The following is a 13,928-nucleotide window of genomic DNA, read 5'->3' as shown; positions in this document are numbered from 1 at the left end:
AAAATGAAGTGCGATCGCCCTTACTGCCAAAAGTGCGATCGCCCAACCCACCCGCTGCAACTCCCCAGACTATTCCACCAAATCTTCGATCGAGAATTTCAGCAAATCACACAGCGCCTTCATCTGTACTGGGTAAAGCTTGGGTACGTGTCTGTCAGTCTCCCAGTTGATTACCGTGGATTCCACAACATTGCACGCCCTAGCCACTTGTATCCGAGTTAAACCTAGACTTTCACGTCTTTCTCTTAGCTTTTGCCCCAGCGTCATTATCTGTCCCGTACTTAATTCAGTTAACTATATGTATTCAGTTGACTATATGTAGTCGATGCCTTAATCTAGATACAGACACAAAGTCTGAAAAAAAGTCAAAAGCCAGTCCGCGCCCTCGACAAGCATTGAACTGGCTTTGGCGACCATTTCCGTGCAGACAAATCCAACACTAAATGGAGACCATGTTAATTATGCCCTATAAAGACCGCCTCAACAGGTGGCTGATAGTTCGTTTGCTGCCCAATATGCAGCGAATAACTGTAGCCCAGTTTTTCAGGCATTCTGATGCTGACGGCCATCTGCGGATTATCCGACAGTTAATCCCCAATGCTCACTTTGTCATTGTGTTTAATGCTGATGCCAATCTAGAGGCTGTTCCTAGGAGTACCGAAAGCCGCTAGAGGTCGATCGGGCGATCGCACTTCAGGCATTAGATCGATCGCCCTTTCTGTCTTAGCTTAAACCAAATGCGATGCGCGATCGCACGCACTTTTTGCACAATACTGACCCAACTGGTACAGGTGGCAAAAACTCAGCAACTCTATTTCTAGCATTTCCTAGAGGCAATCCCCCGTCGTTGCCCCCGATGTTTCATCTCCAGCCCATGACTAGGGTCGGAAAACCCTTTATTCTTGTCGGTGGCTGAATTTATTCCCCGCAAGCGCCCTGGCAATATTCTCAAGGCATTTGCCCAACTAGCTCGACCTCAAGTACACTTAGCTTTGGTCGGAGATGGCATAATTTTGGAGGAAATGCGAGAACTAGCATCAGAATTAGGAATTCAAAAGCAAGTACATTTTTTGGGCTTGCGACAAGATATCCCCATTTTGATTCGTGCCTCAGTAGCTACTCTGATTGCTTCCTCTCAAGAAGGGCTTCCTAATTGCGTCATGGAATCTTTCTGCATCGAAGTCCCCGTCATCGGTATAGAAATTCGAGGCACTCGTGATTTATTAGAAAATGGCAATGGTTTGCTGGTAAAGTTGGGAGATATCAACGGAATAGCACAGCAATGGCATAGATTTTAGACCATCCAGAGGAAGCTCAACATATGAGCAAGCGCGGACGAGAAAATATGGTTAATTATGACCTGCCACATATCCTGAAAGCAATACGAGGCTTTATATGCTGAAGTCAACAATCAAGAATCAACAATCAACCCATGAGTAATATTGTTACAGGCGCGGCAGGTTTTATCGGCTCTAACTTAGTCGAAACTCTTTTAAACCAAGGTGAACAAGTAATCGGAGTTGATGAAGTCAACGATTACTACAATCCCGAATTGAAGAGAAAAAATCTCGCTCATTTTGAAAAAAATCCAAATTTTAAACTAATTGAGGGCAATATCTTATCTTTGGATTGGAAACCGCTCTTAGCCAATACCGAAGTCATTTACCACCAAGCAGCCCAAGCAGGAGTCCGTGCTAGTTGGGGAGACGGTTTTCGCAGCTATACGGAACGCAATATTAATGCAACTCAGGTACTCTTAGAAGCCGCAAAAGATGCACCGCAACTGAAAAAGTTTGTATTGGCTTCGTCTTCGTCGGTGTACGGCAATGCTGAAACTTTTCCTACTTCCGAAACTGCCTGCCCTCAACCAGTTTCTCCCTACGGAATTACCAAATTAGCCGCTGAACGTTTGTGTTCGCTTTATCATCACAATTTTGGCGTTCCCGCAACCATGCTACGCTATTTCACTGTTTACGGGCCTCGCCAGCGTCCCGATATGGCATTTCACATATTTTTTAAGTCAATTTTGCGCGGTGAAGCGATTTCAATTTACGGAGACGGACAGCAAACGCGAGATTTTACTTTTATCAGCGATTGCGTTGCCGCTAATTTAGCTGCCGCTAAAGTGCCGGAATCTGTCGGGGAAATATTTAATATTGGAGGGGGAAGTCGAGTTGCTTTGGCGGAAGTTATTCAGACGATGGAAAGCATTGTCGATCGCCCGATTCGCATCAATTACCTAGAATCGAGCAAAGGAGATGCGCGAGATACTAGCGCTGACGCATCGAAAGCTCAGAAAATCTTGGGATATCAGCCACAGGTGTCTTTGAGAGAAGGATTGAGGCAAGAATGGGAATGGGTACAGTCTTTGTACGGTTAGAGTGTGCTTAACTTACTCATATAGCAATCCTAAATAATTAAGATAAATTTGTAGGGTAAGCTGTTAGTCATTTAAATTTATTGCTTGAACCCCTTAAAGTATGGGGTCTGAGCTACAAATAGCGCAGTTTGAATGTCGAACAGCTTAGTGCCTTTCTTTGCCTACCCTATCTATCGGGCAACCGAACGTGGTTCGAGCCATACAACAATTGTGCAAATGATTTAGGATTGCTATATCAAATCCAATGAGGGATGAAACTACTGGATACGATCGCACCGAGAAACCCGGTTTCTCGGTGTGATGTTTTTTTGGTGGAGTTATACCAATTTTCATAATTGTTGCAAAATTATTCGTAGGGTGTGGATAAATCAACAATCCCTCAATAAAAACCAACAATCTCACAGATCCGCACCTTATACCAAGTCACCGTTGGCAGCAAAGCATAAAATAATTTAGATAATATGACTAAACAAATCCTCTTTTCAACTCTGCACATGGGTGAACTCGAACAAAAGTTTGCCCAAGAAGCCTTTGACACCAACTGGATCGCCCCCGTCGGCCCCCATGTCGATGCTTTCGAGCGGGAATTCTGCCATATTGTCGGTTCTAGTCACGCGGCTGCTCTGAGTTCGGGCACTGCGGCTTTACATTTAGCTCTACAATTAATTGGTGTCAGTCCAGGCGATGAAGTTTTTTGCTCGACTCTGACGTTTATTGCGACGGCTAGTCCCATTACTTATTTAGGCGCAAAACCTGTTTTCATTGATAGCGATCGCACTACATGGAACATGAATCCAGATTTATTGCGAGAAGCCCTGGACAAACGAGCAAAATTAGGAAAGTTACCGAAAGCTGTGGCGATCGTAAACCTCTAGGGCCAAAGTGCCGATATTGACCCTAGCGGATAGAGAACAAGTTCGCCTCGCACTTGCCAAACAAAAAATAGAAGCACGTCCGGTTTGGAAACCTTTGCATTTGCAGCCAGTATTTGCTGATTGTGAATGTATCGGAGGCGAAGTTGCTGAAGAGTTATTTGAGTACGGTCTTTGCTTGCCTTCCGGCTCAAATTTAACTGAAGAAGATTTAGAACGAGTCACCAGCGCGATATTAGGTTTGTAGTCAGGACTTTAGTCCTTATTAAGTTTATAGTAAGCACTTGATCTTTCGTTTTCTAACTAAAAATTAAGATACAATTATACTATCACTTTGCAGATAATGTCAACAGTATTTTTTCGGAATTATAGAAGTGTAAGTAAAATTAACTAGGTTAGCTCCAGTCTAGATCGCAATCTGTTGCATATATTCTGACAATGCTAAGTTAATTAAAGATTTGATCCAGGTTGCGGATAAGTCTTTACATTGTCGATCGATATTTTGTTATTGTATTAACAAGTTTGATTCGATCGACTGAATTGTTGTACCACAGTCTTACCCTCTAAACAGAACGGCAGTTTCCCCCATGAGAATTTTAGTCACAGGCGGTGCGGGTTTTATCGGTTCCCATCTGATCGATCGCTTAATGGCCCAAGGACACGAGGTAGTCTGCCTGGATAACTTTTACACCGGGACTAAGCGCAATATCCTCAAATGGATGGACAACCCCTATTTTGAGCTGATCCGCCACGACATCACGGAACCCATTCGGTTAGAGGTAGATCAGATTTACCATCTGGCCTGTCCAGCTTCCCCAATACACTATCAGTACAATCCTGTCAAGACAATTAAAACAAACGTCATCGGCACGATGAATATGTTGGGATTGGCGAAACGGGTGAAGGCCAGATTTTTTCTGGCTTCCACATCAGAAGTTTACGGCGATCCAGATGTCCATCCCCAAACAGAAGACTATCGCGGTAACGTTAATTGTATAGGTATTCGCAGTTGTTACGATGAAGGAAAGCGAGTAGCTGAAACGCTATCTTTTGATTATCACAGACAGAATGGGGTAGACATTCGAGTAGTACGAATTTTCAACACCTACGGCCCGAGAATGTTGGAAAATGACGGCCGAGTTGTGAGCAATTTTATTGTGCAAGCTTTGCGAAATCAACCTCTGACTGTGTACGGCGACGGTTCTCAAACGCGGAGTTTTTGCTACGTTTCTGATTTGGTAGAAGGATTTATTCGGTTGATGAATAGCAACGAAATCGGGCCGATGAATTTGGGGAATCCCGGCGAATACACTATCTTGGAGTTAGCACAGAAAATTCAAAATATGATTAATCCAGGGGCGGAAATCATCTTCAAACCCCTGCCACAAGACGATCCAAAACAGCGACAACCGGATATTACTCTTGCTAAAAACTGGTTGGGTTGGGAGCCAACTGTGCCGCTGGATAAAGGTTTAGAGTTAACTGTGAAAGATTTTCGCGATCGCATTGAGGGAAACCAAAAGTAGAGAGGGGAGAGGGGAGAGGGGAAGTATTTTTCCTTGTTAATTCTTCATTCTTTCCTATTCCATATTCCCTTTTGCTTCCTCAATCTGCCATCTGACTAATAAGAACTATTAACTGTCAACTGTCAACTGTCAACTGTCAACTGTTTACTAACTTTGAGGAGATTTCTATGCGTGTTTGCGTCATCGGTACAGGATACGTTGGCTTAGTCACCGGCACTTGCTTGGCCCACATCGGACATCATGTCATTTGTGTAGACAACAACGAAGAAAAAGTTAAATTAATGAAGTCGGGACAGTCACCTATTTTTGAACCGGGACTGTCAGAATTAATGTCCTCTGCTTCTCAATCGGGAAATTTAGAATTTACTTCAGATTTAGCAGCAGGAGTGGCTCATGGGGAGATTTTATTCATTGCGGTGGGGACGCCTCCTTTGCCCACTGGGGAAAGCGATACTCGCTACGTGGAAGCGGTGGCGCGCGGCATTGGCGCTCACCTCGACGGCGATTACAAAGTGATCGTAAACAAATCAACTGTACCAATCGGTTCGGGAGATTGGGTGCGGAGGATTGTATTAGACGGTTTGGCTGAACGTCAAAAAGCTCAAAGCGGTGAGGGCGCTACGGGTGAGGAAGTAGCAGCAAAAATTGGTGCTGATTTTGATGTGGTTAGCAATCCAGAGTTTTTGCGCGAGGGTTGTGCTGTTTTCGATACGTTTAATCCCGATCGCATTGTTCTGGGCAGCAACTCTCAGCGGGCGATGGATCTGATGCTACAATTATACACACCAATTGTCGATCGCAAGTTTGCAGAAAATCCGTCTTTGCCTGTGGTACCTGTGGTGATGACTGACATCAGTTCCGCAGAAATGATTAAGTACGCAGCTAATGCTTTTTTGGCTACCAAGATTAGCTTTATTAATGAAGTTGCTAATATTTGCGATCGAGTCGGTGCAGATGTTACCCAAGTAGCGAAAGGTATCGGTTTAGATTCGCGAATTGGTAGTAAGTTTTTGCAGGCTGGCATTGGTTGGGGCGGTTCTTGTTTCCCTAAAGATGTCTCGGCTTTAGTTCACACTGCTGACGATTACGGATATGAAGCGCATTTGCTGAAAGCGGCGGTGGAAGTGAACGAACGCCAGCGCTCGATTGCGATTGAAAAGTTGCAGCAAGTTTTGAAGATTCTTAAAGGTAAAACAATCGGACTTTTGGGTTTGACTTTCAAGCCGGATACTGATGATTTGCGGGATGCTCCTTCCCTGAATTTAATCGAGAATTTAAACAGATTGGGAGCGAAAGTTAAAGCTTACGATCCGATTGTTTCTCAAACTGGGATGCGTCACGGTTTGTCGGGAGTTTTGGTGGAAACCGATGCGGAAAGATTGGCTGACGGTTGCGATGCTTTGGTGTTGGTGACTGACTGGGAACAGTTTCGTAATTTAGATTACGATAAAATGGGCAAATTGATGGCTCATGCGGTGATGATTGACGGCCGCAATTTCTTAGATAAGAAGGCTTTAGAAGCGGCTGGTTTCCAATATGTCGGGATTGGAAGATAAGAAAGAGTTTGGAGGATAACCTCTATCCTGTAAGGTGCGCAATGCGCACCTAGAGCGTCGGTACAGTAGAATATTTTGACAAAAAGAACAAAATATGTATTATGTAGGGGCGATCGCATGAGGGCGACAGTAGATCGCGATCGCCAACCATTTTTTTGTCCTCATGCAACTCCGGGCCAAGGTCTACATCAACATACATACTATGTCGAGGAGTGTCAACTCCTGATACTGAACCGGCGCCCTAGCCCTGTCAAGGTGACAGCCGATCCTGGTCTAAAAGCCTTGCTGTAGAAAGATGACGGTGATTTGAGTCAACGATCAAAAGTGGTTTATTCCTTTTGGGGGAGCGTGGCTGCTTGAGGAAAGACTTTAAATTCACTCGCCCGGCCAAATCCAATAGAAATTGGGCCAATTGAGACAATGACCAAGCCTGAATATACGCCCAATTATCAGGTTCAGTAGCGATCGTCATACCCCGATAAGTCCCCTGAATTTCATCAACTTTCGTAGAATTTCGGAAGACTCGACTCAATTTTACCGACACCATGTACACTGCCGATAGCTCTTCGGACAACGGCTAAAATATTGTAAGAAACCTTCTTCGAGGCAAAAATAAAATAAAGCATCTTTCGGATAATCTAAGGTTTGAATTTCGCTCTCAAAGTTCTTATTTACGATTTGAAAGAGAGTTTCAACACTCCAACATCCTCGGTATAAATCAGTAATATCGATCGCACTGGGAACAGCTTGAGGTAGGCTAGTAAGTATGGCAATTTCCCGCTCACCATTACAAGTAACTTTCTTCAAACGCAATACCACCCGTCGTACTTTTAAACAGATACCCTCATAAGTTAGAGCAACTGTTTGTTCAAAAACAGAGCCTGTTTCTACATCGCCTTTGCATTCCAATTCACTGATGGCTTCCTGTGGCACAGATTTATATTCTCGGAGCAAAAAATCAGCAGAGGCGTTACAGATACCAAATAGAAACCCTTGAGTACACATATTGCGGCAATCCATAATTCACCAGGTTTTACCCGCTGCAATACCGACTCAAATAAAGAACGTTCGCCTTGCGTGACCATCCTCACAAGGAAACACATCAATCGCCATTTTCAAGTCTGGGTCAAGCACCACCAAAGACTTGCCGGCAAAGCTTTAGCTGCATAGGGCGTCAGGACTTCTAAACGATGATCTGTAGCAGCCAAACAATTGCCATCAATGATTATGATTTGATAAGGAGCTAGTAACTTTGGTGAACTATAGCGGATCTAGCTCTCATATTCGCGGACGTTGTTGGGAAGAGAACCCTCTTAATTTAAGGGTTATATAAGCTGTCAATCATACCTCATCTTTTTGAGAAAGGCTATATCTCCCAGAAATTGCATCACATCAGTCATAGAGGCAGCCGTTTCTCTTAATAGTGCAGCACTCACATCTAGTTCGATGCCATTAAGTTTGTTATAAACAGCAGTTCGACTCACATTAAGCTCCGATGCTTTGGCTCGATATGCAGCATTGACTGAAGGATAGATGCCACAAACTACCAGGCTCATTAAATCTACGACGCTGGAGAATAGTAGTTCTCTCGTGTACTGGCTCCTGGCGTGATTCTCAAATATTGCATCAAGTTGTTCTGCGTTCAATACTCGTTCCATTAAACTGCGTACCATGACGCTGACAGGACTGATCTTGACAAATCTCTCAAAAATGGCATCTAACATTTACTTAGTCCTCCTAAATGCTGCTGAATAACTTGAGCAAACAGTTTGCACGTTAGTCATAGAGAGCTTCAACCATTATACTGAAAGCCAAAAGTCGAAGAGAACGGCAACAGTCGCTGGTCTAAGTTTACTCGTAGAGTTGCCAAGTTTTTCACGACTCGACCGTTGCAGTTCTTGCATTCACAAAGAATGCCTGAATAAAGAACACCTTGACAGGGCTACCTTAGGCCAGCTAACCCATGTGTCAAAAGTCGATATACTACTCATAGAGCAATGCTAAGCTTCTCGAACAGATTTATCCATTTTCTTCCATAGACTAAGCAGTCTCATGTCAGTCCACACTTCCTTAATGTAAGTGAGGCAAATTGGTTTTGCACCGCTTTGAAATGCGTCCAATATCCCGAATAGCCACCTAAACGGGCTACTGCCTTAACCGCCCAAGCTACTATGAGGGATTTGGGCAATTTGAGTTGAGTGGCTTTGGCTTTAAGAACATCGACTCGTACAGGATCTGGGTTTACCCAAGCGCATCCCTAATTTGGCGTTGATGGTGGCACGCGAATTTTATAATATGCCCCCAGAATCACCAGAGGTTATAGGTAGGAATTATAGCTATGTTGTACTTAATTGTATATACCTACAGATTTATTTTGAAGAATACCTCAGATAGACTTGGGAAACAAGGATTGTATATAGTAATCCTAAATTATTTTTTATGTATAGGTGTACTGATCGATTTTCAGGAAATCAAATTTATGTTCCTTGGTGAAAAAGTCAAACAAAAATTTGACGATCTTAAAAGACTTACATAAATACAAATACCTTCGTAAAAAAAAATAGATTGTAACCAAATATCTTCAACTGGATTTTGTTCGGGAGCATTGGGAGCAAATAAAATACAAGTAATCTACCAATTCTCAGGATCTTTGTCAGCATTAACTAATGACAAATAATCTTTCAATTCTCCATGTCTATGATAGCTAACCCATCCCAAATCAAGATAATTTTCCACCCTTTCTATCTTGTAAGTATTTTATGAATTTAACTGTTGATTTTACAGATCCAGATTCATAGCGTTGAACATCGAATTGTTTGGTTTAATAATTTAGGGTTCTAAAATAAGTTTGTCTATTTTTTGATTGGTAATTGGGACTTCAATTCTTGTGTCAAATAGACCCCAAGCGTAGCCATTGATATCGCCATGAAGTAGATGACTGGCATTCATCTATGAAAAATACTATTGTTTTCCCCAATTTTATCCCAGCCTTGTTTTCAGACAAAGTATTGTTAATTTCTTCTCTCTTTGTTTTGACCAGTTCATCATCCGATTTGAGATTAATTTTCTGAGTTATTTATCAGGTGATTTTTGCCATAAATAAAAGTTCATAGTAGCTCTGTTTTGATTTATATATGACATCAAACTCTTGGTATAAATAATTAACTAGCTCATCGAAATCCCAAGATTCTTTATTCCCCGGCCATTCGATTAATTCAGTTTTCTGAAGAGATGTTAAATATCCTTTTGACCCTTTATGCCATAGTTTAATTCCTGCGATACCCTTGGTTTTAAATTGTTTTTTCCAATAGCAAATAAAAAATTCACTGACACCTAATATTTTGCTGATTTCATTGTATGACTGGCCGATCATTGCCATCCTTACAGCTATTGCTCGTTTGAGTTCTCTTGCATCAATATCACTTTCAATAAAATATTCTAATAAAGTTTTTTGTTTTTCTATGTCTTTTTGTGGTTGTAATTTATTCATCTTTTTGTGACAATCAAGTATTGCATATAATTATATCATAACCTTGATAATGATTTAGGATTGCTATATCTCTTTGCCAGATGAGTTAGTGCGTTACATTGACCAGCGTGTAGAAATCGCAGTCGGCTAGTTGAGGTTTTATTGCAAGCGTGGCGCAAACAACAAGAACAACAGGCAATGGTAGAAGCCTGTTTATTGTTGGATGAACTGAGCGATGAATTAACCGATGAGGATGAAGCATGGCAGCAAGCAGGGATTACCGACTGGGAAGCATCTGGCTTGTAACTTTCGATCCGTCAGTTGGTACAGAAATCCGTAAGACTCGACCAGCGGCAATACCGTTTACTTAAGACCGCCCTGGGGGTAAAACCCTATGAAAAATAGATACGGAGATTGCTTCGTTCATCGCAATGACCATCTTAAATAAACCGTATTGCGACCAGCGGTAATTATTTCAGGAACTGCTTTTAATCAACGCAGAAAGGTAACTGTTCTACCCATTACTTCTGCGGTTCCAGACGAGGGTTTGCGAACTGTTATTTTGCCTGTAATTGCTTCGACTCTCAATGGTCTTAATAGCGAAAAAATTTATCGTTTGCGTGGATCCGATGACGTTTAAAAAACGTAGACTTGTTCGCTGTATTTGGGCAATCGTATTTGCAACAAATATCCGAAATTAAACTGATTTTGGATCTATATTTAGAGCTTGAAGATTAGGCTAATGCAAAACAGAAGCCGATTGCACCAAGCCTAAATATCAAACAGAGTCAACTATAAATTAGCTATAATAAAACTTCATCTGTTATTCTCCGTACAGTCAAGAGCTTTAAATCCTTGTCATACCTTGCTTCACTTAACCAGGTAATACTGGATCGACCTCAAAGATGAAAAAAGTTTCATGAAGGCTTCATTAGCGATTCACGAAGGTCGTCCATATTACTTGGTATTGCGAAAGTAAATCTTGTACTAAGGAGTAATGCGATGAGCTCATCAAAGGAAGTAGCTAAACCTAAAAAGACATCTGCCTACAAGCAACTGTGGTCTATGCACTGGATTATGGCAGCTTGCTATCTAGCGATCTTTATAGGTGGGTCTTTTATGGCTCGCTTGCCAAGAGAGCTATTTATTCGCAACCCTCTCTACGACTTTCACAAGAGTATGGGAGTGCTAACTATGGCTTTATTGACATGGAGGATTTTTTACCTTCTCCGCGTTTATTGGAGTAAATATACGCGGCGTCAACCAAAGATGACTGGGGATTGGATTCGGACATTTGCGTTGCACACATTCCTATATCTTTTCATGTTAGTGACCCCTGTTACGGGTTTTTTCTTCTCTAATTCTTTCAAAAGTAATAATGTGCGTTTTTTTTGTATCACCATGCCAGATATTTTCCCTGAGAATGCAGCAATGGTTGACATGGGTAGAAGTTTACACTTTTGGTTGGCTTACGCATTTCTAGCTTTTATTATCCTGCACACCGTGCAGCAATGGAAGTTTGTTCAAGGATTTTGGCGGCGTGTTTCAAAAAAGAGTAAAGTCAAAGAAATAGATGTTAATAATAGTCTATGAAAGCCAAATATTTTTCAATCGCTAGTAAAACCAGTAGTGGAACTGCAAGGACTAATCGACCCAGTGGATGGCGTCGAGTTTTCTCTGGAGTCCGGTTCCGAATTCTAGTTTGGTATTTCCTGATAACATCCTGCACGATAACGGTTTCTATCTTGGTGACTCGTCAGATTTTCTGTAAATTACTAGAAGAACAGGTTCAAACTTCTTTGCTTCAGGAGGTAACATGGTTTCAAAAATCATTGAATGAAATGAATCCTCAGTTATCTAAAAAGTCAGATATCACTTCTAGTTTCAATCTGTTATGGTCTAGCTATATTCCCACGAATAATCATTTCTTTTTCGCAATCATAGATGGTCAAATCTATCTGCCTAGTCATTATCCATTGCCAGACTTTCTTAAGCGCAATCCAAACCAGATCGATAAGTTCGCTCAACTCGATAGACGCCAGCAAAGCACGATATTGACGCCAAATGGCCCTATTTACCAATTGGCAGAACCTATCCGGATTGACGGAAAAAATCATGGTGTCATTGTGGCTGTTTACGATGCGACCGATCGCTATCAAGTTGGGACAAAGACAATTATTCTGGTAATCAAGGTGACTCTGTTAACTTTGGCCGTATTCTCCTTACTAGCCTGGATTACCGCTGGACGGGTGTTATCTCCCTTGCGCCTACTTACTCAGACTGCTCGCTCAATCACAGAGTCGGATATGACTCAACGCATTTCTGTCGAAGGAAAAGACGAAATTGCCGATCTGACTGCTACTTTCAACGAGATGCTCGATCGGCTCCAGTTTGCCTTTGATGACCAGCTAGAGTTTCTGAAAGACGCCAGTCACGAATTGAGGACGCCGATTACGGTTATTCAGGGTCAAATAGAAATGTTGAAATACAGACCCGATCGGCAAGATGAGACGATTGAGTTGGTTATGGATGAGTTGAGCCGGATGACTCGCCTTGTCAATGACCTGCTACTTCTGGCACGATCGGAGCGACCAGATTTCCTTGAGCCGAAGCTCGAAGATTTAGACTGGTTGACGGAAGAGCTATATCTCAAAACAAAAACTCTGGCGAATCGGAACTGGCAATTGGAGTCTAAGGGCTTGAGTTTTGTGATGGTCGATCGCCAGCGCCTCACCCAAGCAATTATGAATTTGGTTCAGAACGCTGTCTGGCACACGCAAGAGGGGGATACTATTGCTCTTGGCTCGACTTCGACTGGTGGCTACATCCATTTCTGGGTACGCGATACTGGAAAGGGAATTGCTCCTGAAGATCGAGAACGGATTTTTAAACGTTTTATCCGCGCTTCTAACAATGATTCCGGCTCGGAGGGGGCTGGTTTGGGGCTGTCCATCGTCGAGGCGATCGCTCGCGCTCACGGCGGCCGAGTTGAACTATCCAGTCGCCTGAATTACGGATCTACTTTCACAATTGTGATTCCCCTGATTTCTACACAGGAAATTGTTTCTCATGAATCGGATTCTGATTGTCGAGGACAACCCCCGTATTACGGATTTTTTAGAGACCGGGCTACAGGCTCACGGGTTCACGACGGTGATTATTAAAAGTGGCCGCGCAGCCATTGAGATGTCTGATAGTCAAGATTTTGACCTGTTGCTCCTTGACCTAGGCCTTCCCGATATCGATGGGTTGGCAGTAATCAGAGAACTAAGAGGGCGAGGAGAATATTTGCCTGTAATTGTTTTGACTGCTCGTGATGGGGTAGAAGATACTGTTACAGCCCTAGAAGGCGGCGCTGATGATTACATTACCAAGCCCTTTCGCTTTGAAGAACTGTTAGCTCGAATTCGGGTCCAGTTGCGAAACCAACATCTACCCAAAATGAAGGAGGAAACGAAGCTTAGAGTTAGCAATATTACCTTGGATATGATTACCCGCCAGATTTGGGTGGAAGGAAGCTTAGTGAACTTGACAGCTCGTGAATTTATCCTAGCTGAGGTGTTTTTACGTCACCCGATGCAAGTGATGAGTCGAGAACAGTTGTTGGATCGTGTTTGGGGATATGACTATGCCCCTGGTTCTAATATTGTGGATGTTTATATCAAAAACTTGCGTAAGAAGTTGGGGGGTGATTATATTGAAACGGTTAGGGGTATGGGATATCGGTTTCAACCTGACAAGTAATGCGCAATGTTAGTCTTCAGATTTGATATTACTCCCAGTAATTTTCCCAATCATCCTGAAAAGCTTCCTGCAATCTCTGCATATACGCATCAGTCTTAATCTTCACCATCCACGGATTATTCGTACTGCCGCCTCCCTTGCACACAACACCTTCATTTACACTGTATTTCCCAGAGCGAATATCATCCATAAATTTGCCAGTCAGTTTGCCGCGATAAATCGCTCGCGCAATATTTAATCCGCGAAAATCCTTAATAAGGAATGAAAATTTAATAACTTCATCATCTACTCATTTGTCGGAACAGCACGGTAATTCCATTTTGGCAAATATTCATCAAAAATAATTTTCATTGTATTCTTAAATCCATCTGCTACTTTTCT

General features: G+C 42.5%; 16 protein-coding genes and 1 pseudogene. 12 read left to right on the top strand and 5 right to left on the bottom strand.

From position 1 onward, the window contains the following. Positions 1-69: 69 nt before the first annotated feature. Positions 70-267 carry a helix-turn-helix transcriptional regulator gene (locus QZ938_RS16515; protein WP_293146144.1) on the bottom strand — a complete coding sequence of 66 codons (198 nt, stop codon included), beginning with the start codon at positions 265-267 and terminating at the stop codon, positions 70-72. 194 nt (positions 268-461) lie between these two features. On the opposite strand from QZ938_RS16515, the gene QZ938_RS16510 reads away from it, so the two are divergent. The 7 genes and pseudogenes from QZ938_RS16510 to QZ938_RS16480 all read left to right on the top strand — a co-directional run bounded on the left by QZ938_RS16510 (position 462) and on the right by QZ938_RS16480 (position 6,334). After that, positions 462-671 (top strand): hypothetical protein, encoded by a 210-nt coding sequence (locus tag QZ938_RS16510; protein ID WP_293350131.1) that lies wholly within the window; start codon positions 462-464, stop codon positions 669-671. A 228-nt stretch (positions 672-899) separates the two neighbouring features. Beyond that, positions 900-1,298, top strand: a pseudogene (locus QZ938_RS16505) (glycosyltransferase); the annotation flags it as partial. A 134-nt stretch (positions 1,299-1,432) separates the two neighbouring features. Then, complete coding sequence (locus QZ938_RS16500; protein ID WP_293350134.1) at positions 1,433-2,380, top strand: NAD-dependent epimerase/dehydratase family protein; 948 nt, start codon at positions 1,433-1,435, stop codon at positions 2,378-2,380. Positions 2,381-2,841: 461 nt separating this feature from the next. Next, positions 2,842-3,255: an aminotransferase class I/II-fold pyridoxal phosphate-dependent enzyme gene (locus QZ938_RS16495; protein ID WP_293146138.1), complete on the top strand. Its 414-nt coding sequence runs from the start codon at positions 2,842-2,844 to the stop codon at positions 3,253-3,255. A 7-nt stretch (positions 3,256-3,262) separates the two neighbouring features. Continuing rightward, a complete protein-coding gene (locus QZ938_RS16490) occupies positions 3,263-3,499 on the top strand; it encodes a DegT/DnrJ/EryC1/StrS family aminotransferase (protein WP_293146136.1) in 237 nt (78 codons plus the stop codon). Positions 3,500-3,839: 340 nt separating this feature from the next. Beyond that, on the top strand, positions 3,840-4,778 hold the full coding sequence (locus QZ938_RS16485) for a UDP-glucuronic acid decarboxylase family protein (protein WP_293146134.1): 939 nt from the start codon (positions 3,840-3,842) through the stop codon (positions 4,776-4,778). Positions 4,779-4,945: 167 nt separating this feature from the next. After that, entirely contained in the window at positions 4,946-6,334 is a 1,389-nt protein-coding gene (locus QZ938_RS16480; protein WP_293350137.1) for a UDP-glucose/GDP-mannose dehydrogenase family protein, read from the top strand. A 534-nt stretch (positions 6,335-6,868) separates the two neighbouring features. On the opposite strand, the gene QZ938_RS16475 is transcribed toward QZ938_RS16480, so the two are convergent. The 3 genes from QZ938_RS16475 to QZ938_RS16465 form a co-directional block, all read right to left on the bottom strand. Continuing rightward, complete coding sequence (locus QZ938_RS16475; protein WP_293350140.1) at positions 6,869-7,354, bottom strand: hypothetical protein; 486 nt, start codon at positions 7,352-7,354, stop codon at positions 6,869-6,871. Positions 7,355-7,671: 317 nt separating this feature from the next. Further along, on the bottom strand, positions 7,672-8,058 hold the full coding sequence (locus QZ938_RS16470; protein ID WP_293146126.1) for a hypothetical protein: 387 nt from the start codon (positions 8,056-8,058) through the stop codon (positions 7,672-7,674). 1,355 nt (positions 8,059-9,413) lie between these two features. Next, complete coding sequence (locus QZ938_RS16465; RefSeq protein ID WP_293350143.1) at positions 9,414-9,824, bottom strand: helix-turn-helix domain-containing protein; 411 nt, start codon at positions 9,822-9,824, stop codon at positions 9,414-9,416. 141 nt (positions 9,825-9,965) lie between these two features. Here QZ938_RS16465 and QZ938_RS16460 point away from each other — a divergent pair, with 141 nt between their 5' ends. From QZ938_RS16460 to QZ938_RS16445, 5 genes are all read left to right on the top strand, one after another. Continuing rightward, the gene (locus QZ938_RS16460) at positions 9,966-10,109 is read left to right on the top strand and encodes a hypothetical protein (RefSeq protein ID WP_293158028.1); all 144 of its coding nucleotides are present in this window, start codon (positions 9,966-9,968) and stop codon (positions 10,107-10,109) included. 148 nt (positions 10,110-10,257) lie between these two features. Then, positions 10,258-10,443, top strand: a complete 186-nt coding sequence (locus QZ938_RS33075) for a type II toxin-antitoxin system PemK/MazF family toxin (RefSeq protein WP_363318797.1) — start codon at positions 10,258-10,260, stop codon at positions 10,441-10,443. Positions 10,444-10,805: 362 nt separating this feature from the next. Further along, positions 10,806-11,396, top strand: coding sequence for a cytochrome b (locus tag QZ938_RS16455; protein ID WP_293158034.1), 591 nt, complete (start codon positions 10,806-10,808; stop codon positions 11,394-11,396). A 488-nt stretch (positions 11,397-11,884) separates the two neighbouring features. Continuing rightward, a complete protein-coding gene (locus QZ938_RS16450) occupies positions 11,885-12,967 on the top strand; it encodes a HAMP domain-containing sensor histidine kinase (protein WP_293158037.1) in 1,083 nt (360 codons plus the stop codon). Further along, positions 12,873-13,547, top strand: coding sequence for a response regulator transcription factor (locus QZ938_RS16445; protein WP_293158040.1), 675 nt, complete (start codon positions 12,873-12,875; stop codon positions 13,545-13,547). Before QZ938_RS16450 ends, QZ938_RS16445 begins: the two co-directional genes overlap by 95 nt. Before the next feature lie 28 nt (positions 13,548-13,575). On the opposite strand, the gene QZ938_RS16440 is transcribed toward QZ938_RS16445, so the two are convergent. Next, a complete protein-coding gene (locus tag QZ938_RS16440; RefSeq protein WP_293350146.1) occupies positions 13,576-13,737 on the bottom strand; it encodes a hypothetical protein in 162 nt (53 codons plus the stop codon). Positions 13,738-13,928 lie beyond the last annotated feature (191 nt).

The sequence above is a fragment of the Microcoleus sp. CAWBG27 genome (genome assembly GCF_020883145.1).
Lineage (GTDB): Bacteria > Cyanobacteriota > Cyanobacteriia > Cyanobacteriales > Microcoleaceae > Microcoleus.
Note: the sequence above shows the minus strand (reverse complement) of the source record. Positions and strands in the feature narration are given on the sequence as shown.

Excerpts from the sequence above, each read along its gene's own strand:
- QZ938_RS16515 (WP_293146144.1), bottom strand. The coding sequence starts at position 267 with ATGACGCTGGGGCAAAAGCTAAGAGAAAGACGTGAAAGTCTAGGTTTA.
- QZ938_RS16510 (WP_293350131.1), top strand. The coding sequence starts at position 462 with ATGCCCTATAAAGACCGCCTCAACAGGTGGCTGATAGTTCGTTTGCTG.
- QZ938_RS16500 (WP_293350134.1), top strand. The coding sequence starts at position 1,433 with ATGAGTAATATTGTTACAGGCGCGGCAGGTTTTATCGGCTCTAACTTA.
- QZ938_RS16495 (WP_293146138.1), top strand. The coding sequence starts at position 2,842 with ATGACTAAACAAATCCTCTTTTCAACTCTGCACATGGGTGAACTCGAA.
- QZ938_RS16485 (WP_293146134.1), top strand. The coding sequence starts at position 3,840 with ATGAGAATTTTAGTCACAGGCGGTGCGGGTTTTATCGGTTCCCATCTG.
- QZ938_RS16480 (WP_293350137.1), top strand. The coding sequence starts at position 4,946 with ATGCGTGTTTGCGTCATCGGTACAGGATACGTTGGCTTAGTCACCGGC.
- QZ938_RS16475 (WP_293350140.1), bottom strand. The coding sequence starts at position 7,354 with ATGGATTGCCGCAATATGTGTACTCAAGGGTTTCTATTTGGTATCTGT.
- QZ938_RS16470 (WP_293146126.1), bottom strand. The coding sequence starts at position 8,058 with ATGTTAGATGCCATTTTTGAGAGATTTGTCAAGATCAGTCCTGTCAGC.
- QZ938_RS16465 (WP_293350143.1), bottom strand. The coding sequence starts at position 9,824 with ATGAATAAATTACAACCACAAAAAGACATAGAAAAACAAAAAACTTTA.
- QZ938_RS16455 (WP_293158034.1), top strand. The coding sequence starts at position 10,806 with ATGAGCTCATCAAAGGAAGTAGCTAAACCTAAAAAGACATCTGCCTAC.
- QZ938_RS16445 (WP_293158040.1), top strand. The coding sequence starts at position 12,873 with ATGAATCGGATTCTGATTGTCGAGGACAACCCCCGTATTACGGATTTT.
- QZ938_RS16440 (WP_293350146.1), bottom strand. The coding sequence starts at position 13,737 with ATGGATGATATTCGCTCTGGGAAATACAGTGTAAATGAAGGTGTTGTG.